The sequence below is a fragment of the Nitrosopumilus sp. genome (assembly GCA_029862745.1).
Lineage (GTDB): Archaea > Thermoproteota > Nitrososphaeria > Nitrososphaerales > Nitrosopumilaceae > Nitrosopumilus.
The window spans coordinates 74,286-98,210 of the sequence record JAOTWS010000004.1; the positions used below are offsets into that span (position 1 = coordinate 74,286).

At 34.0% G+C, this 23,925-nt stretch carries 32 protein-coding genes; 12 read left to right on the top strand and 20 right to left on the bottom strand.

Annotated features, from left to right (window positions below; genetic code table 11):
• Positions 1-159 precede the first annotated feature (159 nt).
• The 4 genes from OEM44_05340 (at position 160) to OEM44_05355 (ending at position 3,158) form a co-directional block, all read left to right on the top strand.
• Complete coding sequence (locus tag OEM44_05340; GenBank protein MDH3516223.1) at positions 160-363, top strand: hypothetical protein; 204 nt, start codon at positions 160-162, stop codon at positions 361-363.
• Positions 364-521: 158 nt separating this feature from the next.
• Positions 522-1,934, top strand: coding sequence for an MBL fold metallo-hydrolase (locus OEM44_05345; protein ID MDH3516224.1), 1,413 nt, complete (start codon positions 522-524; stop codon positions 1,932-1,934).
• A 146-nt stretch (positions 1,935-2,080) separates the two neighbouring features.
• Entirely contained in the window at positions 2,081-2,587 is a 507-nt protein-coding gene (locus OEM44_05350; protein MDH3516225.1) for a DNA starvation/stationary phase protection protein, read from the top strand.
• A 232-nt stretch (positions 2,588-2,819) separates the two neighbouring features.
• Entirely contained in the window at positions 2,820-3,158 is a 339-nt protein-coding gene (locus OEM44_05355) for a hypothetical protein (protein ID MDH3516226.1), read from the top strand.
• A 13-nt stretch (positions 3,159-3,171) separates the two neighbouring features.
• Here the strand turns inward: OEM44_05355 and OEM44_05360 are convergent, their stop codons facing one another.
• On the bottom strand, positions 3,172-3,540 hold the full coding sequence (locus OEM44_05360) for a hypothetical protein (protein ID MDH3516227.1): 369 nt from the start codon (positions 3,538-3,540) through the stop codon (positions 3,172-3,174).
• Positions 3,541-3,735: 195 nt separating this feature from the next.
• Between OEM44_05360 and OEM44_05365 the strand changes: the two genes are divergently transcribed.
• The 4 genes from OEM44_05365 to OEM44_05380 all read left to right on the top strand — a co-directional run bounded on the left by OEM44_05365 (position 3,736) and on the right by OEM44_05380 (position 7,225).
• Positions 3,736-4,650: an NAD(P)-dependent oxidoreductase gene (locus tag OEM44_05365; protein MDH3516228.1), complete on the top strand. Its 915-nt coding sequence runs from the start codon at positions 3,736-3,738 to the stop codon at positions 4,648-4,650.
• 528 nt (positions 4,651-5,178) lie between these two features.
• Positions 5,179-5,880, top strand: a complete 702-nt coding sequence (locus tag OEM44_05370) for a hypothetical protein (GenBank protein MDH3516229.1) — start codon at positions 5,179-5,181, stop codon at positions 5,878-5,880.
• A 281-nt stretch (positions 5,881-6,161) separates the two neighbouring features.
• Positions 6,162-6,449 (top strand): hypothetical protein, encoded by a 288-nt coding sequence (locus OEM44_05375; protein ID MDH3516230.1) that lies wholly within the window; start codon positions 6,162-6,164, stop codon positions 6,447-6,449.
• Positions 6,449-7,225 carry a 2OG-Fe(II) oxygenase gene (locus OEM44_05380; protein ID MDH3516231.1) on the top strand — a complete coding sequence of 259 codons (777 nt, stop codon included), beginning with the start codon at positions 6,449-6,451 and terminating at the stop codon, positions 7,223-7,225. Before OEM44_05375 ends, OEM44_05380 begins: the two co-directional genes overlap by 1 nt.
• Positions 7,226-7,629: 404 nt before the next feature.
• Here the strand turns inward: OEM44_05380 and OEM44_05385 are convergent, their stop codons facing one another.
• From OEM44_05385 to OEM44_05395, 3 genes are all read right to left on the bottom strand, one after another.
• Entirely contained in the window at positions 7,630-8,562 is a 933-nt protein-coding gene (locus tag OEM44_05385; GenBank protein MDH3516232.1) for a transcription initiation factor TFIIIB, read from the bottom strand.
• A 554-nt stretch (positions 8,563-9,116) separates the two neighbouring features.
• Positions 9,117-9,908, bottom strand: a complete 792-nt coding sequence (locus OEM44_05390; protein MDH3516233.1) for an adenylate/guanylate cyclase domain-containing protein — start codon at positions 9,906-9,908, stop codon at positions 9,117-9,119.
• 226 nt (positions 9,909-10,134) lie between these two features.
• Positions 10,135-10,317, bottom strand: coding sequence for a hypothetical protein (locus OEM44_05395; GenBank protein MDH3516234.1), 183 nt, complete (start codon positions 10,315-10,317; stop codon positions 10,135-10,137).
• Between the two features lie 544 nt (positions 10,318-10,861).
• Here OEM44_05395 and OEM44_05400 point away from each other — a divergent pair.
• On the top strand, positions 10,862-10,990 hold the full coding sequence (locus tag OEM44_05400; protein MDH3516235.1) for an endonuclease Q family protein: 129 nt from the start codon (positions 10,862-10,864) through the stop codon (positions 10,988-10,990).
• 136 nt (positions 10,991-11,126) lie between these two features.
• Here the strand turns inward: OEM44_05400 and OEM44_05405 are convergent, their stop codons facing one another.
• From OEM44_05405 to OEM44_05420, 4 genes are all read right to left on the bottom strand, one after another.
• Positions 11,127-11,567 (bottom strand): hypothetical protein, encoded by a 441-nt coding sequence (locus tag OEM44_05405; protein ID MDH3516236.1) that lies wholly within the window; start codon positions 11,565-11,567, stop codon positions 11,127-11,129.
• 148 nt (positions 11,568-11,715) lie between these two features.
• Positions 11,716-11,853, bottom strand: a complete 138-nt coding sequence (locus OEM44_05410; protein ID MDH3516237.1) for a hypothetical protein — start codon at positions 11,851-11,853, stop codon at positions 11,716-11,718.
• Positions 11,854-12,125: 272 nt separating this feature from the next.
• Positions 12,126-12,746 (bottom strand): MarC family protein, encoded by a 621-nt coding sequence (locus OEM44_05415; GenBank protein ID MDH3516238.1) that lies wholly within the window; start codon positions 12,744-12,746, stop codon positions 12,126-12,128.
• Between the two features lie 276 nt (positions 12,747-13,022).
• The gene (locus OEM44_05420) at positions 13,023-13,412 is read right to left on the bottom strand and encodes a hypothetical protein (protein MDH3516239.1); all 390 of its coding nucleotides are present in this window, start codon (positions 13,410-13,412) and stop codon (positions 13,023-13,025) included.
• 107 nt (positions 13,413-13,519) lie between these two features.
• On the opposite strand from OEM44_05420, the gene OEM44_05425 reads away from it, so the two are divergent.
• Both OEM44_05425 and OEM44_05430 read left to right on the top strand, forming a co-directional pair.
• Positions 13,520-13,927, top strand: coding sequence for a hypothetical protein (locus tag OEM44_05425; GenBank protein MDH3516240.1), 408 nt, complete (start codon positions 13,520-13,522; stop codon positions 13,925-13,927).
• A 157-nt stretch (positions 13,928-14,084) separates the two neighbouring features.
• Positions 14,085-14,246, top strand: a complete 162-nt coding sequence (locus OEM44_05430) for a hypothetical protein (GenBank protein ID MDH3516241.1) — start codon at positions 14,085-14,087, stop codon at positions 14,244-14,246.
• 215 nt (positions 14,247-14,461) lie between these two features.
• Here OEM44_05430 and OEM44_05435 read toward each other — a convergent pair whose 3' ends face one another.
• The 6 genes from OEM44_05435 to OEM44_05460 all read right to left on the bottom strand — a co-directional run bounded on the left by OEM44_05435 (position 14,462) and on the right by OEM44_05460 (position 17,850).
• Positions 14,462-15,256, bottom strand: coding sequence for an adenylate/guanylate cyclase domain-containing protein (locus OEM44_05435; protein MDH3516242.1), 795 nt, complete (start codon positions 15,254-15,256; stop codon positions 14,462-14,464).
• Between the two features lie 523 nt (positions 15,257-15,779).
• Positions 15,780-16,001 carry a hypothetical protein gene (locus OEM44_05440; GenBank protein ID MDH3516243.1) on the bottom strand — a complete coding sequence of 74 codons (222 nt, stop codon included), beginning with the start codon at positions 15,999-16,001 and terminating at the stop codon, positions 15,780-15,782.
• Positions 15,985-16,116, bottom strand: coding sequence for a hypothetical protein (locus OEM44_05445; protein MDH3516244.1), 132 nt, complete (start codon positions 16,114-16,116; stop codon positions 15,985-15,987). The genes OEM44_05440 and OEM44_05445 overlap by 17 nt, the downstream gene beginning before the upstream one ends.
• A gap of 77 nt (positions 16,117-16,193) precedes the next feature.
• A complete protein-coding gene (locus OEM44_05450) occupies positions 16,194-16,406 on the bottom strand; it encodes a hypothetical protein (GenBank protein MDH3516245.1) in 213 nt (70 codons plus the stop codon).
• A 277-nt stretch (positions 16,407-16,683) separates the two neighbouring features.
• A complete protein-coding gene (locus OEM44_05455) occupies positions 16,684-17,145 on the bottom strand; it encodes a cyclin domain-containing protein (protein MDH3516246.1) in 462 nt (153 codons plus the stop codon).
• A 369-nt stretch (positions 17,146-17,514) separates the two neighbouring features.
• The gene (locus OEM44_05460; GenBank protein ID MDH3516247.1) at positions 17,515-17,850 is read right to left on the bottom strand and encodes a hypothetical protein; all 336 of its coding nucleotides are present in this window, start codon (positions 17,848-17,850) and stop codon (positions 17,515-17,517) included.
• A gap of 288 nt (positions 17,851-18,138) precedes the next feature.
• On the opposite strand from OEM44_05460, the gene OEM44_05465 reads away from it, so the two are divergent.
• Entirely contained in the window at positions 18,139-18,321 is a 183-nt protein-coding gene (locus OEM44_05465; protein MDH3516248.1) for a hypothetical protein, read from the top strand.
• Positions 18,322-18,954: 633 nt separating this feature from the next.
• On the opposite strand, the gene OEM44_05470 is transcribed toward OEM44_05465, so the two are convergent.
• The 6 genes from OEM44_05470 to OEM44_05495 all read right to left on the bottom strand — a co-directional run bounded on the left by OEM44_05470 (position 18,955) and on the right by OEM44_05495 (position 23,890).
• Entirely contained in the window at positions 18,955-19,128 is a 174-nt protein-coding gene (locus OEM44_05470) for a DUF1059 domain-containing protein (protein ID MDH3516249.1), read from the bottom strand.
• Between the two features lie 192 nt (positions 19,129-19,320).
• Complete coding sequence (locus OEM44_05475) at positions 19,321-21,267, bottom strand: ATP-binding protein (GenBank protein ID MDH3516250.1); 1,947 nt, start codon at positions 21,265-21,267, stop codon at positions 19,321-19,323.
• A 43-nt stretch (positions 21,268-21,310) separates the two neighbouring features.
• Positions 21,311-21,622 (bottom strand): hypothetical protein, encoded by a 312-nt coding sequence (locus tag OEM44_05480; protein MDH3516251.1) that lies wholly within the window; start codon positions 21,620-21,622, stop codon positions 21,311-21,313.
• 173 nt (positions 21,623-21,795) lie between these two features.
• Positions 21,796-22,218, bottom strand: a complete 423-nt coding sequence (locus OEM44_05485) for a hypothetical protein (protein ID MDH3516252.1) — start codon at positions 22,216-22,218, stop codon at positions 21,796-21,798.
• A gap of 62 nt (positions 22,219-22,280) precedes the next feature.
• Positions 22,281-23,165 (bottom strand): hypothetical protein, encoded by an 885-nt coding sequence (locus OEM44_05490; GenBank protein MDH3516253.1) that lies wholly within the window; start codon positions 23,163-23,165, stop codon positions 22,281-22,283.
• Positions 23,166-23,206: 41 nt separating this feature from the next.
• Entirely contained in the window at positions 23,207-23,890 is a 684-nt protein-coding gene (locus OEM44_05495; GenBank protein MDH3516254.1) for a YIP1 family protein, read from the bottom strand.
• Positions 23,891-23,925: the final 35 nt, after the last annotated feature.

Genomic DNA, 23,925 nt, shown 5'->3' on the forward strand with positions numbered 1-23,925 from the left:
AAAAACATAACAAGAACTAATGAAATCAAGCCTGTTTTAAGAGAATCCTCAACATACTGTTGAATTTTTGACTGTTGTTATTTTGATAGGCATACAATGAGATTATGTTGTATGGGAATACTTTGAAGGTATTACTGCTCCTTTTGGTTTTTGTACCGTTTGTGCGGATTGGAAAGACCATTAAAAATAACCCCCGCCATTATAGGACTATCGGTAGATTCTATGACTTTTGTATTTGTCATATTTCCAGTAATGTTTATTCTTCCAGGATTTGTCTCAGCCATGTCTTTGATATTTGTTGGATATTACATCAACAAGTGGTCAGAGCAATGGAATCAGCAATGTTGGATAGTTAGAAAATGAAAACTAGATTTTTGATAATTGGTGTGATTTTGTCTCTTGTGACTATTAGGAGATAAATCTGCTGGAATCAAGGGATTGGTATAAGTAAATAATCAAAAACCCCAATTTTCAAACTCCAATAATTTTGAAATAAATACTAGATAGATAAAGTAATTCTTGTGAAAACTGGATTTTTTGTGATTTTGGTTTTTTCTGTAATGCTTGCTATTTCTATGAATGATAATTCTATTTTTGCATCCCATAATTCATCTCATCATGAAGAAAAAACATCGATGAAAAACAATGAGAAATCCACTCATCACATTCCCTACAAAGGCGTATGTGCACCAGGTTTTACATCATTAGGAGAAATCTGCGTTCTCAATGACAGATGTGGTCCTGGAGCATATCCAGGTAAGGTTTGTACAATGGATGGTAAGACACAACCATACCTAAAACCCATACATCAGGGACATGCAGGAATCTCTGCAGATAACATAATCTGTGCAGAAGGAAAACATTTGATGTTCAAACAGCATGATGCATCTCCTGCATGTGTAAATTCCCATTCTGTTGAAAAATTAAAACACAGAGGATGGGATATTGAAAAACCAGGAATTGCTTGCACCAAGGAATACAATCCCATCTGCGGTACAGATAACAAAACATATGGCAACATGTGCATGCTGAATGCAGAACATGTTGTAATGAAGCACAAGGGAGAATGTATGATGCAATCATCAACACCTGGAGTCTTTCCAGATGTGTTGAAATTTACCAAAAATGCTCCAACCATAGATTCAGAGAAAGGATATAGCGTCATAGAGATTGCAGACGGAGTATACTGGTTGATCGGAAGTGGTTACCAGACAATGTTTCTAACTACAGGGCAAGGAGTAATTGTAATTGATGCGCCACAATCAATTGGAGAAAAATACATTGCTGCAATAAACGAGGTAACTGATGAGCCAATAACACACATGATATATTCACACCATCACCAAGACCATACCGGTGCTGCAGGACAGATATTTCCTGCAGATATACAATACATCTCACACAAGCAAACTGCAGATGTATTGATGCAAGAAAATGATCCAAATAGACCAGTCCCAACTGTTACATTTGATGATGACATGCACACATTATCTGTAGGAGACAAAACATTGGAACTGTATTTTGTTGGAAACTATCACTCAAACGGTGACCTCATAATTACAATTCCAGATAGCAACATTGCAATGGCAGTGGATTTGCTAAGACCTGGAATCACACCATATCGAGCATTTGCTGTGACTCCTGACATGGACCAGTATCTGCAAACTCATGACATTTTGATTAATGATTTCGATTTTGATGTATTGGTTTCAGGGCATACAGGAATTCTTGCAACAAAGGATCACATCAAGCAGAACAAACAGTTTGCGATGGATGTAATGAACAATATCAAAGAAGCAGTAACTCTAGTTGGTGCAGATAATGCTGTTGAAAAATGTGTTAAAATAACTACTGAACAATGGCAAGGAAAACTCAACAATTTAGATGAGTACATGACAGAGCATTGTCAAGCCATGAAAGACTATGTAGGATAAAGTAAAAACTAAATCCATCAAAGTAAATTACTTGAAATTTTAAAACTAGATTGAATTCAGTCCAATACAACCCATGTAAAAGAGAAACTCCTGAAAAGATCACTGGACAAAATTGTTAATATGTGGTAAGTGATATTTCTCATACAATGGCACAGACAACAGATACACCAATAGAAAAAAATTTAGACATAGGAATTGCAGAGCAAGACCGTGAAGGACTAGTAAGCATCCTCACATTACAGCTTGCAGACGAATATGCGCTGTACACCAAAACAAGAAACTACCATTGGAACGTAACTGGACCTCATTTCAATGACTACCACAAGTTCTTTGAAGGACAGTATGGCGAGATTGAAGTATTTATCGACGATATTGCAGAAAGGGTGAGACAACTTGGCGGCAAAGCCATAGGAACACTTGATGAACTAAAGTCACACACCAGATTACCTGAACATCCAGGACAATACCCATCAGACAAAGAAATGCTATCTAACCTGATTGCAGATCATGAGACAGTTATCAGGAATTTGAGAGTAGATGTAGAAAAGTCTGCTGAAAGTTTCCATGATGCAGGTACGAGTGACTTTCTTACTGGTTTGATGGAAAGTCATGAGAAGATGACCTGGATGCTAAGGGCAACTGCAAATTCCTAATTTTTTTATTTTAAGACCCACATAGAAATAAAGGAATATCAAAAAATTGGATCAAGTTAATCTTTTCTCTAAACTATGTTATTTTAGACGTTTGTAGATTTCTTTGAATTCAGCTGCCCACGTCAAAAAAAAGAGAGTGATTCGGTTTAGAAGAAAAATCTCAATGAAAAAACAAAGTATCAATTTTGTTTAAGAATCAGTAATAAATGCAAACAAATTATTCATAGTAGCGATGAATGAATTGGAATTTTTCATGGATGTATCACCAGGTTGGTGGCTTAAGGCTAGAGAGGATGAGATTTTTCTAAAAAAATATGTCTTTGAAAAATTTGAGTATGACTATTATCCAAGAATTATCACCCAAGGAAAAAAGAAAATAGATTTGGATAAATCAGACCAACCAATTAAAAAACGTATTTTAAAAAATCTAGGGCTTGGAAATTTTAAGTATGAATTTTTACCCGAAGATGAGAGCATGAAAGAAAGCTATTTGATTTCAAATGGATCTGTTCATTTTCATCCAAGAAGGAAAAGAACTAACTCTCGTATTTTGATCAAAGTCAAAATTTAGATACGCATTGAAATCATTTTGTCTTCAATTCCAGATTCTTTCGATTCTTGAAAGCCATCATGTTTGTAATTAAAAGCAAACCCTGTAGCAGGTATCCTCCAACAATTAAGACTACTGCATTTTCAAGAGGCTGAAAGGTACTCATTATTTCAATATGTTTTGGAGAGGCAGTATTTCCAATGATCACAATTATTGCAATTATCATATTTGGGAAAAGCGTGTATTTTAATCTCCACAAGGAGAAGACAGTCAATACAACAAATGCAGATTCAAGTGCAATTGCATTTGTGATAAATTTTGGGTTGCCTATTGGAATACCAATAATACCCATTATAACTATAGAAACTAAAATCACAACGATTATTTTTTGTTGCAGATGCATCATCTACAAAAAATATCTAAGATAATATTAGATTGGCGATATAGTGAATGTGTCATCTCAATTCACGAAATTATAGGCAATACTATGACAAATGTATAATATCAAATTTTTGTTGCAAGATAGAAAAGATTCGAAAAGTTAGCACCAGATGTGATTCTTTTGAAATATTAAATGAGGTTGTTTTAGAAAGGCTACATGGGACAAATTCTAGTTACAGGTGCCACTGGTTTTATTGGTTCAAGACTTGTGTCTGAATTGGTCAGAAAAAGATATTCTGTATCAGCACTTGTCAGAAATGGAAAACACACAGAAGTAAAAACCGATGAAATTGTAGGAGATTTGACTGATTCAAATCTTAATTTTGAAGGAAGAGATTTTGACTGTGTCTTTCATTTGGCATCCCATACACCATTAGAGAAAAATTCCAAAATTTTAGAAAATGTGAATCTCAATGGAACAAAAAATCTTTTTGAAGCAATTAATGGAAAGACAAAGTCAGTCATATACATCTCAGGCTTGGGTGTATTTGGTGATTCGGGCGAGAAAATAATTGATGAATCTTACCCGCACAATGCAAATACCAAGTTTGTCAAAATCAGACTAGAAGCTGAAAAACATCTGAGAAAGAAATGTCAAGACAACGGGATTGATTTTTCTGTAGTTTATTTTGGAGATGTATACGGCTCAAAAGGATGGTTTTATGATATTCTAGTCAAAAGACTACAAAAAAAGTCCTTCAGGTTACCAAGTGGAGGGAAATATTTCAAAGGATTTGTCAATGTAGATGATGCAGTTGGAAGCATGATTGCAATAATGGAAAAACAAGCATTTGGGGAATCATTCATTGTGGCCGATTCCACCCCTGCACTTTTCAGAGACTTTGTCAACTTTACTGCTGATGAATTGGGGTTAAAGCATCCAGGAAATGTTCCAACATTTTTGGTAAAGGCAGTTTTGGGATCTGATCTGGTTAAACTCCTTACTACATCAATGAAGGTATCCAACAAGAAAATTTCAAAGATATATTCTTTCAAGTATCCTAGCTACAAAGAAGGAATCCCCAAAGTAATTTCTGAATTAAAAGAAAAATATCCTTTATTGAAAAAATAAAAAGATTTCATCCTTTACTATACTTTAAAACAAATTCCACAACGATATTTGAATTAGAGTGAGTCAGCAGATATCATTAAAACAAATAAAACAAGTCATATGCTGGCAATCACACTTTGAGATATCCTCAATTGCCAAGTCAGGGCAGAAATATTCTTCATTGCACTTGTTGCAGGTGTGAATCAAAGCTAAATCCTTTTGATCATCTGTTTCAGGAATACTACTAATCTCACTTCTGCTGCAAATCTTTTCAAATCTATGTTGATTCATTCTAATCATTAATTTGACATTATTTTTAATTCCAAGTATCTAAAGTGTATCTATCGATAATTTGTTAGAGGCATAATTTGGTTTGATTTGAGTGCTAAGACTACCTTTAATGTTGATTCTTCAAACAAAAATGGAATTACCATAAGAATAAAAGTGCAGGTTGTGCAAATTCCTGACAAATTAGACATTTTCTTGAAATTACCACCATGCAAAAATTAATAGAGACCCTTATAACGGATAAAACTTTGAAATCATTACTTGGCTAAAATTTCAAAAATAAAAATTACAATTCCAATACTTGCTGCTGCAAGCATTTTTGCAATTGCTATGATTTCATTTTCTCCAATTAATGCTAGTGCTGAATATGGTCAATCCCAAATCCCAGAAATTTCTGGAACCATTGCAATCTCTGAAGAATCTGATGGTTATTCTGATAAAGCAATAATTGCACTAAGTGTCGCAATGGCAGTATCTGAAAATTCTGTTGAAAACGCAAAGGCAATGTGGGGCAAACTTGATGTTGTTCAGGGATTTCTTGTTTACAAGGTTGGCGTATTGGCAAATGATAATATTTTTCATAAGGTTGTAGTTGATGCCGGAAATGGAGAGGCACTATATGTTTCAGAGGGAGTATCAAAAGATAGTTGGAAACATTCCAAACATTCTGATAAAGAATCAGACAAAAAATGGAAAGATCATTATGCGGATTTAACTCCAGAAGAAATAGAGACTAAAAAACAACAATGGGGTGAAGTTAAAGATGCATTCTTTGCATTATCCCTTGATGAAAGAGCAAAGATGATCATGCATTTTATGTCTATGAAAGTCCAGCTCGAATCATTGTCCGATGAGCAAAAAGACGCTAAACGATTTGAAATGAAGTCAATGATGCAAGAACTATTGCCTTTATCAGTAGAAGAAAAAACTCAAAAATTACGTGAATACGTAAATTCACTTTGAGTGAGATTTGTATAGATAACAATTTTTTATAATATACAAAATTTTCATCTAGGTAAACCCCAACCACTACATTCAAAAGAAATTTTCATAAAAAAAAAAGTACACAGATCTGAGCGAATGCTTTAATCATTTGGTTCTCCTCCCCTACGGCCTCATTGTAATTGTAAAAAATTTGAATATCTCAAATGTTTTAAAATCAATTATTTATGAGTAAATTATTCTAGTGCCAAAATAATTATCATGTAAGATATTCTAATATCTTAATAAAATCAAAACAAATCATGACTGACATAATATGGGGAAATGGTTCCAAAGTATTATCTGCCAATTCTTTTCTCCTTAATGTGACTCATAGAAAACAGGGAAACAAGCAGGATTATTCAGACTCTGAAAAGATAATTATGACATCAGCTGATCTGCCGGGATTGCCTCAAAATCAAAGCGATTGGGATGAGGAATCGCTGAAAACTTACATAATTGATGCATTTCTCAAGTGCGAGATAGAACAAAGAGATGAATCAGGAGTTATTTTGGCAAAAGTGTCCCACTCAGGGGCTGGTGGATACTAGTGTGGGAACCATTAGTGGTAAACTATTCACAACTCGATAAAGTTAGTTTTGAATCTATTCTGTCAGAGAAAATTCCTGCAATAGTAATTCGTAATTTTTACGATAAAAAAAATTGTCAAACTATAGCAAGTAGAATAAAAAATTACAATCATAGTGATTTTCAAAATGGGAAATTAAAACACATAGGCCCTTACCTAATGTCTAACACAACCAACAAGAAAAAATACTTTGAGGATGCAAAAGATGCTCAAAGGGAGTTTGAGAAGATCTTTGATGGGATAAAAAATCCAATAACGCATATCTATGAATCCATCGGTGACAAGTTTCCAGACCATTCTATTTCTCTTGCCAGGGAATTCAAAAATGATTATTCTCCAGCTATAATTCGAATACATGAAAAAGGAAAATCCATCCCAATCCATAAGGACAATGTCAGATATGAAGGAAAAGAGTATGCATTATCAGACGTAGATCATCAGATATCATGCATACTTCATCTGCAAGAATCAGAGAGCGGAGGAGATTTAGTCATGTACAACAAGCAGTGGAAAAAACAGGATGAGAGGTTTCGAAATATTGATTTTGGCTACACGTCAAGACTGATAGACTCAAGTCAAGTCTGCAAGATGTCCAACTTTAACGCAGGAGATCTAGTTGTTATGAACCCTAACTATTATCACAAAGTCACAGAAATAACTGGAAATACTCCGAGGTTTACTCTGGGTATGTTTTTGGGATTCTATAGGAAAAATTGTAAAATTGTTACATGGGCTTAAAATCATATAGTTATCATTAGTTCAATTCACTTTCTTATTCATTGCAAAAAAAATTATCTTTTTTTTAATTTTACAGTTCCAAGTGGGTATGAAATCCATTCACAAAAACATACCCCAATACAACTTGTATGGGAATATAGTTAGTATTATTACTTTCATCTCCAAGTGAAAAAACAAGATTAAAAAATACTCTCAAAAATTACATAGAAGAATTTATTTTATTTAATTTAGATGATTGAAGGTTTTTCTTTCCGTATGATTTGTCAACTAGGTTTTGCCTACAAACCTTGTAACGGCAGCTGCAGATTATTATCCAGAAATATAAACTATCTGAACAATCATTTGGTAGTTTATTTTTCACTCAAATAGTATTTTACTGTGTATGATAATTACCAATGATTATTTTACACTATGGTTAATGCCTTGTTTAACACAACGAGCGCCTTTCTGATCGAGGGTGAAGAGACATGAGTGTTCTTTGCAATTTTTATTTGTGAAATATTCTCGCCATTTGCAATACATGCAAGATACAGTGCGCCTGCGCATACTACTGCAGGTTTTGAGCCAGACATTATTCTCAAACTGTTTGCCCGTTGGAGAATCTCAAACGCATGTCGTTTTGTTTTTTCCCCAACATTCAGAGCACTACAAAATTTTGAAAGGCAGTCAAGAGGATTTGCAAGTTCTGGTTTTAGGTCTAGACGCCTGATCATCATCATATAGCATCTTGAAACTTTCTTTTTTGTAACATTTAGTGTGTCTGAAACCTCATCAAGAGATCTTGGTATTCCCTGTTCTCTGCATGCAGCATAGATTGAGGCTGCCATGATTTCAGGAGTACCCCTTCCTCGGATTAGACCTGCAGAAGACGCCTTTCTGTATAGGAATGCAATGTGTTCTGCAATAGTGTTTGAGAGCCCTAGTTTCTGCTTGACTCCATCTAGCAGCAAAAGTGCAGATATAAGATTCCGTCCAGTCGACTTTGTTTTGCTTCTACTGTCCCACACCCTCATGCTCTTGAATCTAGAGATGGTTTTGGAGGAGATTCTCTTTCCAGTAAAGTCGACATTTCTTGCACCAATGTTGGTGTAAAGTCCCTTGTCATATACTGTCAGTGATGATTTGGGGCCTGTCTGTGAGTTGTTCAAAAAACCATCAAGTGTATGCGTCAATATAGAATCAGAATTGCTAATACCTTCTGTAAGTACCTGGCCACAAGGTCTGCATATTATCTCTCCTCTTTCATCATCTGTAATCAATCCTTTTTCGTCATGATCACAGATTAGAGATGTGGATCCGTTTCCATTCTGAATTTGTTCTATTTTTTTAATTACCATTATCATCATCTGAAATAAACTATTTTTTTTAAATCTGTAAAAGAAATTTCTATTTTATTCCCCTAAGTTGTGACATCTATTACGTTGATGTAGTACTTAAACATGGTATTCATAATACAATGGTAGAATCAAAACACAAACCAGTTGATTATGTTTGGATTAAAGTCAAGAGGTTCATGTCTTAATAGGTTGAACATACAATACATTATGAGTGAATTCGTGATAAGTACAGCTGCGCTGTATTGTGTTTCATTGCTTCCTATTGGAATGCAGGTCTGCTTTCATGGGAATTCACTCGATGCAAGTTGTGAATAAAATCAATAGGGATCACTTGTTAATCGCGTGTAAACTGATTTTGTTAACATTTGAAAGTTGTGGATAGAGATTTGGTGTAAAGTAAATTCAATCCATAATTGCATGAAACTGACTTGCTTGATGATTTCCAATGAGGCATATTTTCAAAGGTTAATTTTAACATCAAATTGTATATGGTGGTTTTTTGCATTAAGGCATTAATCGACTGATTTGAGAAAATAAAATCAATTTGACAAAATTCACTGGGTTTTGTACCTGTAAACGCGGTAAATTTTATCGTGGTCATCTGAATAATGCTGTAAAGGATAATCCAACTCGTCTGTCATGTCTGAGAAAAACCCTTGCATGTATGGGTCTAGTTTATCATATGTGTCTTGGCCCACTATGATCTGATTTGGTTTTGCCAAATTTTGTATCTTTGATGCCACATTCATTGTAGGTCCTAGCAAATCAACATATGCCTTTTGTTTATCAGCACCATATCTGACTACTGTATTATTCCCAAAATCAATGCCGATTTTTACGCTAATCTCAGAAAGCCCTACTTTTTCAATTAATATGGGATTGATTCCTTGTTTTACGACTTTTATCATAGATTCTGCACAGGCCACCGTATTGTATATTGCAGGTATTTGGTCTGCCTCGTTTTCTATAAAATATCCTATCACCGCATCACCGACAAATTTTAGAACATATCCATGAAACTGCTCAATCACATAAGACATTTCCTGAGAAAATGAGCTTATTATTATAGATAGTTTGTCTGGTGGCAATGTCATACTCATTTTTGTAGAGCCAACAATATCCACATAAAGTACTGCCATGTTTATCTGCCCAAATACATTTTTTCTCAGGAATTTTTCAGACGAATCAATCACTCTCGTATATTGATATCCTTTTTCCAATGCCTTGTTGATTCTGTCTCGCACATTTTTTAACAGCGTGTCCGAATCAATTGTTTTATCCGGATTTTTGCTCAAGAGCATATCTATTATGTTAGGGGTGTGTTCTTTGTCTGGTTTGAAACTCATTAATTTTGTAATGTTTATCTAGTATATACGCCATAATCTTCTTTTATTTTTTCAGAATTGAAAAAACATGAAGTATTCAAGATAGCAGTAGTAGTCAAAACTATTTCAAAATAACAGTGTGTAGTTTGATTGGCATTGAAGCATATTTCAGAGCTAAGATATCTTAAGCCAGACTAGAGAAAACATACTTTATTCTAGTTTTGATGTTTTGCAATAATCTATAATCTTAGTCATCTTCCCAACTATTCTCCAAATATTGTGGTGCTGCAGAATCAATCTCTTTTGATTTAATCATGGGAATAAATTTGTGACAATTTGTGCATTCGTACATATCCTTGAGTCCTGCCATCCTGACTTTTGCATCATGAGGACAAGCATCTTGAGTGAATACTACTACTCCGTATGCCAAAATTGTTCCTTAAGGCTCCCAATGACAATCGCAGTTACAGCCTCGCTGGCAAGACACTCTCTTGCAGTCCGAACATATTTTTTGACCGTGTGATTGCATTGTATTCATAATATCAATGGTCCTTTCATCCTAATTAACCTAAAACAATATGAAACGCCATAACAAAATTGGTGTAATGCCAGTAAAGTAATGGTGGAATCTGCATATCTGCAAGAAAGGACTGAAATGACACTCAGATACGTATTGTTGTATTGTGATTGAAATTTTCTGTCTTTATAAGCCAGTAGCGACCTAGTTAAACATGATAAAAAATATTTTTGCAAGACTAAAAGGAAAACAAGAAAAGACATCAAATGACGTAAACGTGTTTGAAGAATCTGGAAAAGAGAAACCAGAGGATGTACAAAAATAAATGGCATACAGATGCAAGCAATGCAATTTTAGGTGGGATTCATGGGAAGGCAATTTTCAAAGAGTGTTAGACCATGAAAAAACTCATTTGAAAGAAAAGGCAATACACATTGCGGGAAAAATGGTATAAGAAATGATTGCAGTTGATGATTTGAGATCCTGTGAAAATTGTGGTAACGTGTTTTTGAAAAAAGTAGCAGACAAGTTAACAAGCAGATGTCCTGCATGCAATGTGTGGAAGAAGGAAATTATTCCTCAATGAAGTTAAGCATGTATTCTTATCTCAAGAAATTGCTGCATAAATTTCTGCACCACAATGTAGAAAAAAAGCATTATTGGTGGACTGAACAATAAACATACAGAATCCCATCAGCGTAGGACAATGTATGTTTCACAATTCATTTGATTGTGATTTTATATTTGCAAAGCAAGTCAACAAATAACTTCAGATCTTTTTTGTGTTCCTTTTTTGCCTCGTTTGATTCCTTGAGCAAGTCTTTGTAGTCATAGTCTGAATGTGATTTCATTGATTCCAGATTTACCTCGTTTTCTGAAATCCTTTTTTGGATTTGTTTGATCTTGTTTTCTCCGTATTCGATTATGGAGTTAATCTTCTGCATATGCTCGTCGGGACTTTGCTTTGAATTATCCTGCAGTTCAGTCATATTTGCAACTATTTCCTGGTTTTGCAGGATCTGATTCCATTCCTCAACAGTTAACGGATATTTTAGCATGCAAACTTCAGTCTCATCACGTATGTCTTTGTGCATGTATTCTGTAGTGTGTATTACCCTCTCTTCAGTCAATTTTGTTTTGTCAGCAGTATGTTCAAAAGTCATTATATTATACAATTATCCCCGATTTCTTTTGCTTTTTTTGCAACACATGAGGAGTATAATGTTTCATAGATCATCATACCAAACATCATTTACAAGTGTCAATTAACCATAATCCAAAAAGATATCTTCATGCTAGCGAAATGTTCCATCATTTTTGTTGACTTGTTCTGATATCTTTTTTTAATTCGTCATAGGATTTCAAATATTCTTTTTTCTTCAGATTCTCCGGAATTGTCTTGTTATTCTTGTTTACTTGTGGTTTTTTTTCTTTTTTTGATTTTGTCATAGTGTAAGTATGCGAATCTAGCATATATCGTTGATCTATTTGTCATGAGTACATAATCTCTTGAATTAAGCTTGTTTAATGCAAATAGAGGACTATCAAACCGCATCAAGAAAGTTGAGAAAAAAACTAAGGACAAGTTAAAAAATATAGAATTGGAAACATAGTAGAAGAAAGATTTCCATCAGTAAATGGAATTTAAAACCAAGCAAAACTAGATAGGAAAACCGACAAAAGAAAATCTCACAAATCTATTTAATGAAACTCAAAAGAATCTATTGAAAGATTTCACTTATTCCATTTATCATAAACTGAATTGCAAAAGCGGCCAAAAAAATCGCAAAGACCCTGGTCACAATTAATGATCCACGTTTTCCCAGAATTTTGTTAATCGGTTCAGAAGATAGCAACACAAGATATGTTATTGCAGTTACAATCAGGATTGCAATAAAAGTCACCAGACCTCCAGATGATTGAAATGATATTAGCGCAATAGTCAATGCCCCTGGACCAGAAAGCAACGGAAATGCCAATGGCACTATCCCTTGCTCTTGGTCTATTTTGCCTCCACCCATTCTCCATTCGCCATGGGTCAGAAATTCAATGGCAACTATGAATAACAGTACCCCTCCTGCTATCATGAAACTGGAGATTTGAATCTCGAAAATTGAGAGAATTTCATTTCCTGCAAATGCAAAGACTAGCAACAAAATTACCACCACCAGAACGGTATTTTTGAAAAGTGATCTTTTCTTGCTCTTTTCCATATTTTTAGTCACGCCAATTGTAATTGGAATGGTTCCAATGGGGTCAATCACCACAAAAAGGATGATGATCGTTCGGATTAGATCTATAGAAAAATTTTCTGGGATAAAAAACAGGTTCTCAAATGACATTCATTACTTACAATGCAATCAAGTCTATAAAGCAACCAGCATTTCGTGTTGTGAGTTATCAAACCAATACAAAATAGTTCCAACCAGTTGGGATTTAGTAATAAAACGATGGTTTAATCCGTATAGATTAAAGCAATATTCAACATTTTAAAACATATTTTTTAAATCCTTTTTATTTGCTATATCAGCATCAAGATCTATCTTGTCTTTGTGTCTTTAGATTTTGTCCTTAGAACATAACTGTACCACGGATAATATTTGCCATGATTTTGCGGTTTAACCGTTTTGCTCCAAATCTTTCAGAGTTTGAATTATCTCGTCTATTATTGATTCAACCTTTACAGTCGGTTCAGCAGAAATCAATACAAGATGATTGTTATTCATCGGAATCGTAATTATTGTAATATTCTTTCTTTTTGAGACGATATAGTCAAGAGGTCCCAAAGAGTCATCAAGATCCTTTTTCATGAACAACTCCAATGCATGCTCCATACACATCTTGTATTGGTTTATCTCTGCGATTGGAACAATTCCCTTTTTGTAATCGCCTACAACGAGATTACCCATGCTGTTTATGACTCCAACAAATCTAATTTCTGGAAAACTCAAAATGTACTTACTTACAGATTCCCAATGAGGTGTTTTTTCAAATGTTAATTTTGACATCAAATTGTATATGGTTGTTGTTTGTATTAAGGCACGAAGCAGTTGTGTTTAAACCAAACCAAATCAACTTCCAGTTACCTTAATGCCCACACTAACGGCATAGCTTTATGCAACAACTAAAACTTGTAGATCAAGAAAAATTTCTGAACAGCATCCTGAATATTTCGGGAAATATCAGATATGTTATGGTTTATGATTTGCAAGGAAATATAATCCATAAACGAATTATGGATGGGGTTTCTGATCATCTTAATGATAAAGAAAACATAATTGCATTAAAACACACCATTGAATCATGGAATTTTAGAAATTCTGTTTCAGAAAAAATTGGAAATGCAAAGTATACTTTACAGGTATATGATAATCTGATGAGAGTAATTTTGCCATTTGGTAGTAAAATACTTCTGATTGTTACCTTAGATAATACAGGCAAACCAAATGAGATTATCGACCGTATTCAGACAATATTGTCTGGTGGGAATACTAAATCAAAAGGAGGCGAAAAGAAGTTTTGAAATTAAAACAGCTCAGCATACCCAGACATGAAAAAACATACTATGCGTTTGTACTAGGATTATTGGCAATTGCCATCACAATGGCACTAGTAAACCAATAATTTCCATTTTTTTCATACACGTAAAATCAATCATGGCAGGATATCTGGGGGATAAATTGAATATGGTTGCTCATCACTTGGCGATGATGAAACCTGAATGTAAAATCTACTATGTAAAAAAAGTAGATAGAGTTTACTTTGTTCCAGACACATTGGATCAATCAATAAGAGAAAAATTTGTTACATGCAAATACTGTAATAGTGGTATACCAATCTAACTAAGACAAATTTTGTAATGGGTGAAATTATGATTCTGTATATCTTGAGTTTGTTGTATGCCAACATTACTTTAGGAAACCATATAAGCAATATTGACGTAATGTAAGTAACGTAGTGGTGTGAGTTTGCATATCTGCAAAGAAGGACTGAATTAACTACTCAGCTACGTATTGTGTGATGACTGATACTCTAATAATAATAAAACAGGAAAACATTATTCTTTTTTGTAGGCAAAAACACGGTAAATTTCACGAGAGTCTTTTGATGTGTACGCCCAATCACTCAAGCTGTCAGTGGTATCTTCAAACATTTCTTGTATACTTGGATGCAGTCTGTCATGGATGTTCTTTCCCACAACAATCTGGTTTGGTTGTGCAAGTCCCTGGACCTTTGCTGCCATGTTCATAGATGGCCCTAGCAGGTCAACAAGTGACTTTTTTTCATCTGAGCCATATTGTACCACAGTATTTGCACCAAAATCAATTCCAATCTTTATGGCAAGTTTAGGTAAACCCGTATCTTCCTCACCTAGAATTTTATTGATACCATCCTTTACCACTCTTAACATTGATTCAGCGCAACCAGCAGCATCATCTGCTGCTTGAAGGGAGCTTCCCTTGCCAACAAAATATCCGATAACTGCATCTCCGGAAAACTTTAGCACAAATCCTCCACACTGACTAATCACATATGACATCTCCTGAACAAAAGAACTGATAACAGTTGAGAGTTTTTCAGGTGGTAATCTTAGACTCATTTTCGTTGAACCGACAAGATCAACATAGATTACTGCCATTTCGACTTGCTCATACACATGTTTTCTTAGAAACTCTTCAGAAGCATCAACAATTTTTGAATATCTGTAACCATTTTTCAGAGAATCATGTATGCGCTTTTGAACTTCTTTTATCAGGGTTTCAGAGTCTAGGGTTTTATTCTCTGATTTGCCTAAGAGCATATCTACAATGCTGTGTGGTTTATCATCGTCTTTTTTTGAGCTTGAAGACACATTTTCAGATAAGAAATGTAGAAATTTATATTTTTATTATGTAATGGAAAATTCAAAGGAATCAGATTATTATCTAATGATTTATTGTTTATGGTGGTGGTGTTGTATCTTCTTACAAAATAATTAGCAGATAACATTTTTTATCATAGGTTTTAAAAATGCAATTTGTTTTGTATTTTTCCAATTTGGTATTGGATTGAGAAATTCTTTTTTCTGCTTAAATAATTTCAAACTATTTTTGATGGCATACTCTAAGACTATTTTGAGAATTCAACTACCAGGTTAATCTGTTCATTAAATTTTTGTCTATATTTTGATAGTTTTGGTTTTGTTCTTAGCATCATTTTACAGCAAGGGCAATATTGTCCATCCCGTCTAACAAAGATTTCACATACATTTTGCATCTTTTCTGACCCGAAGGTGCATTAGGATAATGTTGTATTCCCCCACTTGATCTTGTATCTATTGCATATCTCTTTGCAAATCATTTTACTTTGCAAACCATTTTACTTTACAAATCATTTTACTTTCCAGCCCTTAGTGCAATTTTTTCTTTCAGTCTTTCTTTGTAGAGTCTATTTCTAGACTGTAGTCTTAGTCTGCAGCCACAGCACGGACACCAAAAACCATCCCAGTTCAGAAATACAGTGCATGAATTGCATCTTTTCTGACCTGAAGCATAGCGACCCTCTTTAGGCTTTATTGCCTTGTGTCTAGTGCATATGCCTTTACAATGAAATGACATAAACACCTCCTCCTCTTTCTTCTTCTTCTTCTTCTCCATCATGTATGAAGAATTTCTCTAGTCGTGTTTTTGAAATATTATCATAAACACCAAAACTCGTTTTAGATTTTAGCATGCAAACATCTATGCCATTAGAGAAATCTATATGATAAATACTCAAAACAGTGGCGGCATTTTTTATTTTTTTTAAAATCATAGTTTATTTGCCAACATTTTGTTTTTGCCAGTTTTTGTTTTGACTGATCTAGGTCGTGTTCTTAATATTATACCACAACAAGGACAAGAGAAACCATCCCAGTTTACAAATAATTCACATACATTGCATCTTTTCTGTCCTGAAGCATATCTGAATTGGCTTGATGTCCACTTTGCCTTGTATTTGTGACAAATTCCTCTACACGCCATTTATGGAGATCTCCTTTTTTGCAGATTTTGAATGGAGGAATTTTTCTTTGTATTTTGAACTACGTGGTGCTAATCTTAGTCTGTTGTTGCAGCATGGACATCTCAACCCATCCCAAAAAAGAAATACACCACAAGAGTTGCACCGCTTCTGACCTGCTGTGTACCGTGTTGTGTTTCCAGGCATTAAGGCCTTGTATTTAATGCAAACATGATTACATGAAACACTCAATACAAAAAATCCTCACAATAGTTTTGTTTTGATCTACATCCAATCAACTCAATGCCTCAACTCATAAAGATCTCTGGATAAAGCATAGATGTCATTCTTCTCTGCCATATTTTTTTGTAGTAAATTCACATTTTTTTGCAAAGTCTTTTTGGATACAGGTAAATCAATATCTGAAAGGAAACATCTTTTTATTTTACATGCAAGAAATATGGAAGCACATGCAACACCAAGTTTGTTTTTTGGAATATAGTTTGTATTTTCAAATGTTGTAATGACTAAAATTTTTGCCAACTTGCAAACATGTTGATTGATGTTCAACTTTGTTCCAATTGATTCTATATCGTTTAATACATTTGGGATAAACTCATAATTGTGAAGATCAATTTGTAATTTTCCAGTTACAAGGTTTATCTGAGTTGCACATTTGTAACAATACCGCTTTGTCGTAGTTGACGTTGCAATGACATCATTTTCCTTAAAATTACAAAGACATTTTGCACAGTTAGCCATACCCTGATTTTGGAATTTAGTCAAGTTACCCTTGGTTAGAACATAGACTTGTTTGGAATGTGACAATCTCTTGCGAAACTTACCTCAAAATACTATCATCATCATCATTGAAAACCTTTTTTGCTTAGAAAATTATTTACCAATGAATGGTAATGATTGTCAATTCTGATGATCTAATTTTATTAGTCATGAGGGTGTAAAGGTTGGGAAAAATGATCTTGCAGATATCTAATAGTTTTTCTTCGAAATTTTTGGAAGAAATAGTTTGCATGTCATATAGAACAAAAATAAAGAATTATCAAACAATGATGTGATTAGCTGATTGATTGAACTCTTGGCAAAAAAAGCACACCCTATGTTACCTAGATCTTACTTGTTTTTCTCATGTGCTTCTTTGAGTTTTAGTACATCCTCAATAAAAGAGTCATTGATTTCTGGCTCAGTTGTGATATACAACAAATGTGCATAGTTCAGAGGAATGGTGAATCGTTTTATCTTGCCATATTTTGCCATTGCATATTTTCCATCACCAATTTTTTCAGAAAACTCGCTTCTAAGAAACCATGAATCAAGTGCATGCTGTATTGATTTTTTCTGCTCTGTCTCACTCAGATGATTTTTGATGCCTTCTCTTTGACCACCAAACACAACCGTTCCTGACTTGTCAAGTATGGTCACAAACCTTGTCTTTTCATCAAGATTCATGATAGAGTTGTAAAGGGTATAGTAATCTTTGATATTTGAAATCACAAAATATCATTTATTTTGTATCTTAAATAATTTTTATAAATTAATTTTCAAATAAATCAGGTACATCAGGTTTGTCTAAAAATATTATTTTAAAATATATCTGAAATTATCTATTGCCAATAATTACCATATATTGGTAATTATCATCAAACATGCCAATCCACAACATGTTTTTCAACTAGTATAAGTTACGGATTAGGAGAATATCTCAACTAGTTAGAAAAAATATGGAGGAAAAATTGATTGTCAAAACAAAGTAGAAGAAAGATCAAAGTAAAAAAGAACATACTTGCAAACCTAAAAAGATCTGGTTTGGCTACATGTGCTGTTTGTGAAAGAGATTTTGAAGAAAATGACACAATAGTTGCCAATTCAATAAGAAAGCGTTACTGTATGGATTGTGCAATCAAAATCAATATATTCTAAAAAAAAGTTAGAATTTTTTAAATTCTTTACTCAAAACTGGTTAATAAAAAAAATAATTGACTTGTTTGTATGTGAGTAGCATTTGTAAGTACTTTGGATGGGTTGTAGTAGGAGGGGAGAAAATAGTGGGATCAAGCCCACAATAATTAAAGGAATCTAGTCCTCGTAAAAAATCCAGGACAATCCCTGTACTTCTTCCCAGCTACTTGATTTGTTTTGATTAGGTTCATTGCTCATGGTATTGTATTGGTACAATTTGAATAAAAGCAAAACGAATGATTCGTTCATCTCATTCATCAGGTTATTTGTATGAACTAATAACTTACAAAAGATAATTTGAAAGGATGGGCAGAAGCTGGCCCGATCCCTTGTATGGTAGATAATGGTCGGTTTTTGGTTAAACGGTTAGAAAATGACTCCTCCGCATAATCCCAAATTACTAATTACAAAGTTTGCATAAAAGAGAGACGAATAATTCCTCAGTATGATCTAAATACTATTTCTGTAAAACTAGGACATAGATATATTGGATCTTTCACCAGATAACTGATCGTTGCTGGTCTTAAGATTCAACATTTTATAAAAAAATAATTTTTTTAGTATAAAATGCACTTGAATGCCAAAAAAATAGTTCTAGACCTCTTTTATCAGAGATTTTACTTTTTTCTCAAGATCTGGAGTGATGGTATCATGTCCGTGTAGTTTTGCATGTTCTGCAATCTTTTTCATCAGATCCTCTTCAGTATTCTCAGTTGCGCTCCATGAGCACTCTGAATGAACGTGTGAGCAGCTAAATGTTTTTGCCATAATTATGATTCATATCCATTCTATTTATCTTCAATTATGAGGAAGATAAGTAGTCTGCAAATAATTATCTTCAAAAAAAAGCCGTTTATACTCTTCTTCAAACATACATGACCTGTAAGCAACTTTGAGGCTACAAGATCTCAGATACTACACACCATAAGCTTGTACCATCAGTGATTTTTAGAATAGAGATTACTCCAGAGGTGTCGTATCAAACATCTCTTTTTCCTGTGCAGTAGGCTCAAACTTTGTAAATACTCGATGCTCTTCAGTTAGGAATAATGCCTGACCTTTACTGAGTCTCTTAAGATTCTCAGTTTCCTTCTCAGATAAATTAAGAACTTCTTTTGCCTTTTGTGCTGCCTGTTCATTTAGACCCAGCATTATCTTGGTTGCAATATTATCAATGATCTTGCCAATTCCTCCTTGTGATTCTTCAGAGATATCCTCTACTCTCTGAGATATGAACACAAACATGATGTTGAGTTTTCTTCCCATTCTCACTATCAGATCAATGTATTTGGCAGTATGTGGCATCTTAAACATGCGCCATGCCTCATCAACAACTAGAATTTTTCTAGTCGTTACAGGCAAGTCATGACAAATCTTAAAAATTTTATTTAATAATAATACGAGAATCATTGCTTCTGAATCAGTTGCAGTTGCACCACCCTCCATTGATACAACGATTCTCTTCTGAGTGTTGAGTTTAGGGTAACCAGACATGACTCTAGATAATGGTCCATCAATTAGATGATCAAGGTATTCTCTATCTTTTTTTGAGAGTTTTTTGTAAAACTCTTTGATAGATGAGGCCTTGTCACAATACTTTTGAAATTGAATACGTGTGGTATCAGGTGCGTTTGTGATTTCTGATAAAATGTCAGCTGCATCCTGTGCATCAAGTATTTGGAATGGATCTAGCCCCAACTCTTCATCACTTTTTGTTATGTTTAGTGTATCCATTCCAAAAAAATTAGCAATTCTGCCATACTCGTTTGTAGGATCTATAACATACACATGTGAATCAGGAAATTTCTGGTTCAGTCTATTTAATAGAATCTTTGCTGTAAATGATTTTCCTGAACCTGATGTTCCAATCACTGCAATGTTGTAATTGGTTCTTTTACCAATATCAAAAATTACTGGGCCTTTAGAGTAGATGTTTCTGCCCAACAGAACACCATTTGGAATTTCAAGCATGTCACCTGATGAGAAAGCATAAAGAATTGCACAACTACCAAGATCAAAAGTTAATTTTTTTCCAAACCCTTCCAGTAATACAGCTGCTTGTTTTGCAGGAACAACAGTAAATGATCCTTTCTCTCTTTTTGTAGTTTCCTTGAATTTTGTCTCAGCTTCTTTTAGTTTCTTTTTATCCATAGCTGCCACTGTACAATTGATGGTACACTCGTACAATCCCGTCTCTTGTCTGTCCAATAACTTTAGTGTGGAATCTGCCTTGTCATGTAACTTTTTAGAATTGTAATTTATTTTTGAATCCTCTGCAATTACACTCTTGAATCTATTTAGCCTAACTGCTGCATCCTTTTCATTTACGGGGTTCATCCAGATTTGTACCTGTGAGCAGGCAGAAAATATGTTGACAATCCATGAGGCGTATCTAGTTGCAGGTAATTGATACAAACAATAGCATTTGGCGTGAATTGTATCAAATTCTGTATTGATATTATCATCAGAATCTGAATTTGTCTCTAATAGTTCCAGTCCGTTGAAGAATTCCTTTTTTATTCTCAGGTTTGGTGGTCTCTCACCTGCAATGTATTCTAGTTTGATCTGCTCTAGTGTGTCAGATAGTGGCTCCATTGACTCTAGATGAACCTGCATTACAGGCATTGCCCTTAGTTGACCCTCAATTACTATGTTCATTATTTTTTTAAATATTGTAATTTTGATTTTATCTTCTATTACACGCAAAATATCCAAGAATTGTCCAATCTTTTTTGTTTGGTTTTCAGGTGATAGATTAACAAAGTTTGTTGGAATTATTCCATAACTATACTCAAAAGAGTTTTTCAGTTTTGTATCTGGTAATTTGTATAGTCTTTTTTTTATTTTCTTTGGAGTAGATTTTTTCTTTGCATTTGTTTTATTTTCAAATAGACTTGGCTTCTTCACAAAATAAAATAATTCATTTCTTTAAAAGGAAGTAAATTATATTTTATTTTTTTCCAGTTTGAGAAAAATTATTTCCAAGTACTTGCTTGATTGTCTTTTTATTTTGGTACCATGCAATAACATGTAACACACCAACTATTCCTCCAAGTATGGCAGAACCCGTCCAGTCCATCTTAATTGATGAACCTGCTTCTCGTATTGTAGATATTATAGGAAACAACATGATAAAGAATACTTCAATGAATAGTTGTAACATTACTGCAATTGCCGAATGCAGTTTAGTATACAAAATTCTAAAAAGAAAATTTGCCTCATGTCTTTTTATTTTCTCTTTTATTGACAAGGTACTTTTCATATCTAACAACAAAGACAAGATCCAAAATAGATAAAGAACAATCATAATTGTATAAGGAATTTCAGGTCTTTTCCAAACAAAATAAAAAAAGAGAGGAGAGAACAGCAATGAGAAAAACAAACTCTGATAGATTTTGGCTCTTGCAAACCACTCTCTGAATATACCAATGTTTTTCATTTTCTTTTATATGCTGTATCTAATATTGCTGTGTTTTTTGCAGGAGTGATTACATCTGCTACAATTCTATACCTTAGAGTCATTATTGCTCCAACGAGAATCATACCAACTGCCACTACCACAAGTAAGGTACTTACAAGATCGGCAACTATCGTCCTGACATTATCAGGCAAAAATACAGAGCCGCTAGCAGGTGGGCCTGTTGCTATACCATCACCGTCTACTTCACAGTGCAAAGTGGTGGTATCTGCAAACACAGATTCAGGCACGACACAAAGGTGGTTAATACTGACACCCAGAACGTTTGGCACGACTATAGTGACTATAATCAATGCAAAGATTCCGGCAATCAGCATGACTACAAACTTACCGATACCTCCTTCATCGCCCTTTGAGTCTTGGCTTCGAGTCTTTAACATAGTTCTCAAAAGAGAATAATGCTTTGCTTAAAAGGGACAAAAAATTATGTGTAAATCTAGCATTAAGATACAACGAGTGTCTCTTTGTTGCGCTCATCGATTACCATTACAGAATATTTTGAATTATTATAATTATCATTATGTAGTGGAATTGACACAGATTTGTCTTTGCTGTTTATTGTGTAATCTGTTGGAATAATCTTTGATCCATTCAAGTAAACTGTTATGATTTGAGGAATCATTTCATTTTGATTGTTGTTGTTTTTTTTCTTTGTAAACAGACTAAATATTTTATGTAACATATTTTGTTTTGGGAAATCAAAGTGATTATTGTCTTGGAAATTTGATATGTGTAAAACATTGTTTGACTGCAATGTTACATCTACTGAATATCTTTTCTCTTCTTGGAAATCATTTACTATATTGTTATCATAATTATTATTATTATTATTATCATCGTCATTAATTGTTTCTTCTTTTTCTTCTATCTGTTTATTTTTTTTATATGTTAATTGTTTACCAAACAATGACTCTATTTGATAAATTATTCGCCACACAATATTCTTGTTTTCAGTAGGAGTTTCTTTGTTTAATTGTATACTACTATCAACATTATCAGAATTTACAGACTTCTTTTTCTCATCTAGCATGTATTGTGGTTTTTTTGAAAGAGATGTTCCCCTTATCAAAAATAAAATCATACTTTTTATTATCTGGTCTAGTGTAAGGACTTTAGTACTAACCATTCCCAGCGCAACAAATATTCCAAAGACAATGACAGGATACAAAATTTCACCGGTAACTGAATATGCAATTACTGCGCCAATCATTCCTGCAGATAACATTAGTAGTTGCCGTAGTGAGACCTTACCAAATGGCAAAGATAATGCCTTTTGGTGCATTACAGATACGTTCTCAAATACTACTAACTCTATTTCTTGGGTCACTGTTATTTCAAATTATGATAAATGGTTTGCTTAAAAGTAGGTCACATGCCAAGCGGAGCAGTTACTAGTGAAGATATTATCATGACCAAAATTACAAGACCAAATGCCTTTGCAGTACTAAACCCACTTACTATCTTGAGTCCCTTGATTGAGACGATAAAAATCCACACAACAAACACAATTGCAACAAGTACCAACAAACTAGCATATCCTAATACAGGCATAACCAAGGAGAGTATCTCATCGTCACTGGCATCAGATGACATTAGATATGAAGGCTCTATTGCAACAAGGGAGCCCCACATGAGAAACACCAATACTGATATCACAATCATCATCGGAATGACTGGAACATAGGCATAAAACATCACAGAAAATACCTTCTTCCAGTTTGTGTTACCACCTAGTTTTTTTCCAATGAAATAAAACAACACATTTGAGATAATTCCAGTTATTATGCTAATTCCCACAAATAGTACAATGTCTGAGCCGCTTGTAGGAATATCAACATCGATGTCGTTTTCCTCAAAGGTTTCATAGTATGCATCATCAAGTGGCATCATAACAAATGGTGCAATCACAAGTAGGCCAATTACTGATGCGATAAGAAAAACCCCGATTGAAGATGCAAAGTATCTCTCCTCATTGTCTCTGATTTGTGCAAACGCAGAGTTTGGTGCAGTGATTACTTGTAAGAATACATTTAGATCAAAAGAAAACGACAAGATTAACAGTCTAGATTTAGAGTGTGTTCATAAAC

Bases quoted from the DNA above. Each gene is read 5' to 3' on its own strand.
- OEM44_05350 (MDH3516225.1), top strand. From the start codon at position 2,081: ATGGCACAGACAACAGATACACCAATAGAAAAAAATTTAGACATAGGA.
- OEM44_05355 (MDH3516226.1), top strand. From the start codon at position 2,820: ATGAATGAATTGGAATTTTTCATGGATGTATCACCAGGTTGGTGGCTT.
- OEM44_05360 (MDH3516227.1), bottom strand. From the start codon at position 3,540: ATGCATCTGCAACAAAAAATAATCGTTGTGATTTTAGTTTCTATAGTT.
- OEM44_05365 (MDH3516228.1), top strand. From the start codon at position 3,736: ATGGGACAAATTCTAGTTACAGGTGCCACTGGTTTTATTGGTTCAAGA.
- OEM44_05375 (MDH3516230.1), top strand. From the start codon at position 6,162: ATGACTGACATAATATGGGGAAATGGTTCCAAAGTATTATCTGCCAAT.
- OEM44_05385 (MDH3516232.1), bottom strand. From the start codon at position 8,562: ATGGTAATTAAAAAAATAGAACAAATTCAGAATGGAAACGGATCCACA.
- OEM44_05390 (MDH3516233.1), bottom strand. From the start codon at position 9,908: ATGAGTTTCAAACCAGACAAAGAACACACCCCTAACATAATAGATATG.
- OEM44_05400 (MDH3516235.1), top strand. From the start codon at position 10,862: ATGATTGCAGTTGATGATTTGAGATCCTGTGAAAATTGTGGTAACGTG.
- OEM44_05405 (MDH3516236.1), bottom strand. From the start codon at position 11,567: ATGACTTTTGAACATACTGCTGACAAAACAAAATTGACTGAAGAGAGG.
- OEM44_05410 (MDH3516237.1), bottom strand. From the start codon at position 11,853: ATGACAAAATCAAAAAAAGAAAAAAAACCACAAGTAAACAAGAATAAC.
- OEM44_05415 (MDH3516238.1), bottom strand. From the start codon at position 12,746: ATGTCATTTGAGAACCTGTTTTTTATCCCAGAAAATTTTTCTATAGAT.
- OEM44_05420 (MDH3516239.1), bottom strand. From the start codon at position 13,412: ATGTCAAAATTAACATTTGAAAAAACACCTCATTGGGAATCTGTAAGT.
- OEM44_05425 (MDH3516240.1), top strand. From the start codon at position 13,520: ATGCAACAACTAAAACTTGTAGATCAAGAAAAATTTCTGAACAGCATC.
- OEM44_05440 (MDH3516243.1), bottom strand. From the start codon at position 16,001: ATGTCATTTCATTGTAAAGGCATATGCACTAGACACAAGGCAATAAAG.
- OEM44_05445 (MDH3516244.1), bottom strand. From the start codon at position 16,116: ATGCTAAAATCTAAAACGAGTTTTGGTGTTTATGATAATATTTCAAAA.
- OEM44_05450 (MDH3516245.1), bottom strand. From the start codon at position 16,406: ATGGCGTGTAGAGGAATTTGTCACAAATACAAGGCAAAGTGGACATCA.
- OEM44_05455 (MDH3516246.1), bottom strand. From the start codon at position 17,145: ATGGCTAACTGTGCAAAATGTCTTTGTAATTTTAAGGAAAATGATGTC.
- OEM44_05460 (MDH3516247.1), bottom strand. From the start codon at position 17,850: ATGAATCTTGATGAAAAGACAAGGTTTGTGACCATACTTGACAAGTCA.
- OEM44_05470 (MDH3516249.1), bottom strand. From the start codon at position 19,128: ATGGCAAAAACATTTAGCTGCTCACACGTTCATTCAGAGTGCTCATGG.
- OEM44_05480 (MDH3516251.1), bottom strand. From the start codon at position 21,622: ATGAAAAGTACCTTGTCAATAAAAGAGAAAATAAAAAGACATGAGGCA.
- OEM44_05485 (MDH3516252.1), bottom strand. From the start codon at position 22,218: ATGTTAAAGACTCGAAGCCAAGACTCAAAGGGCGATGAAGGAGGTATC.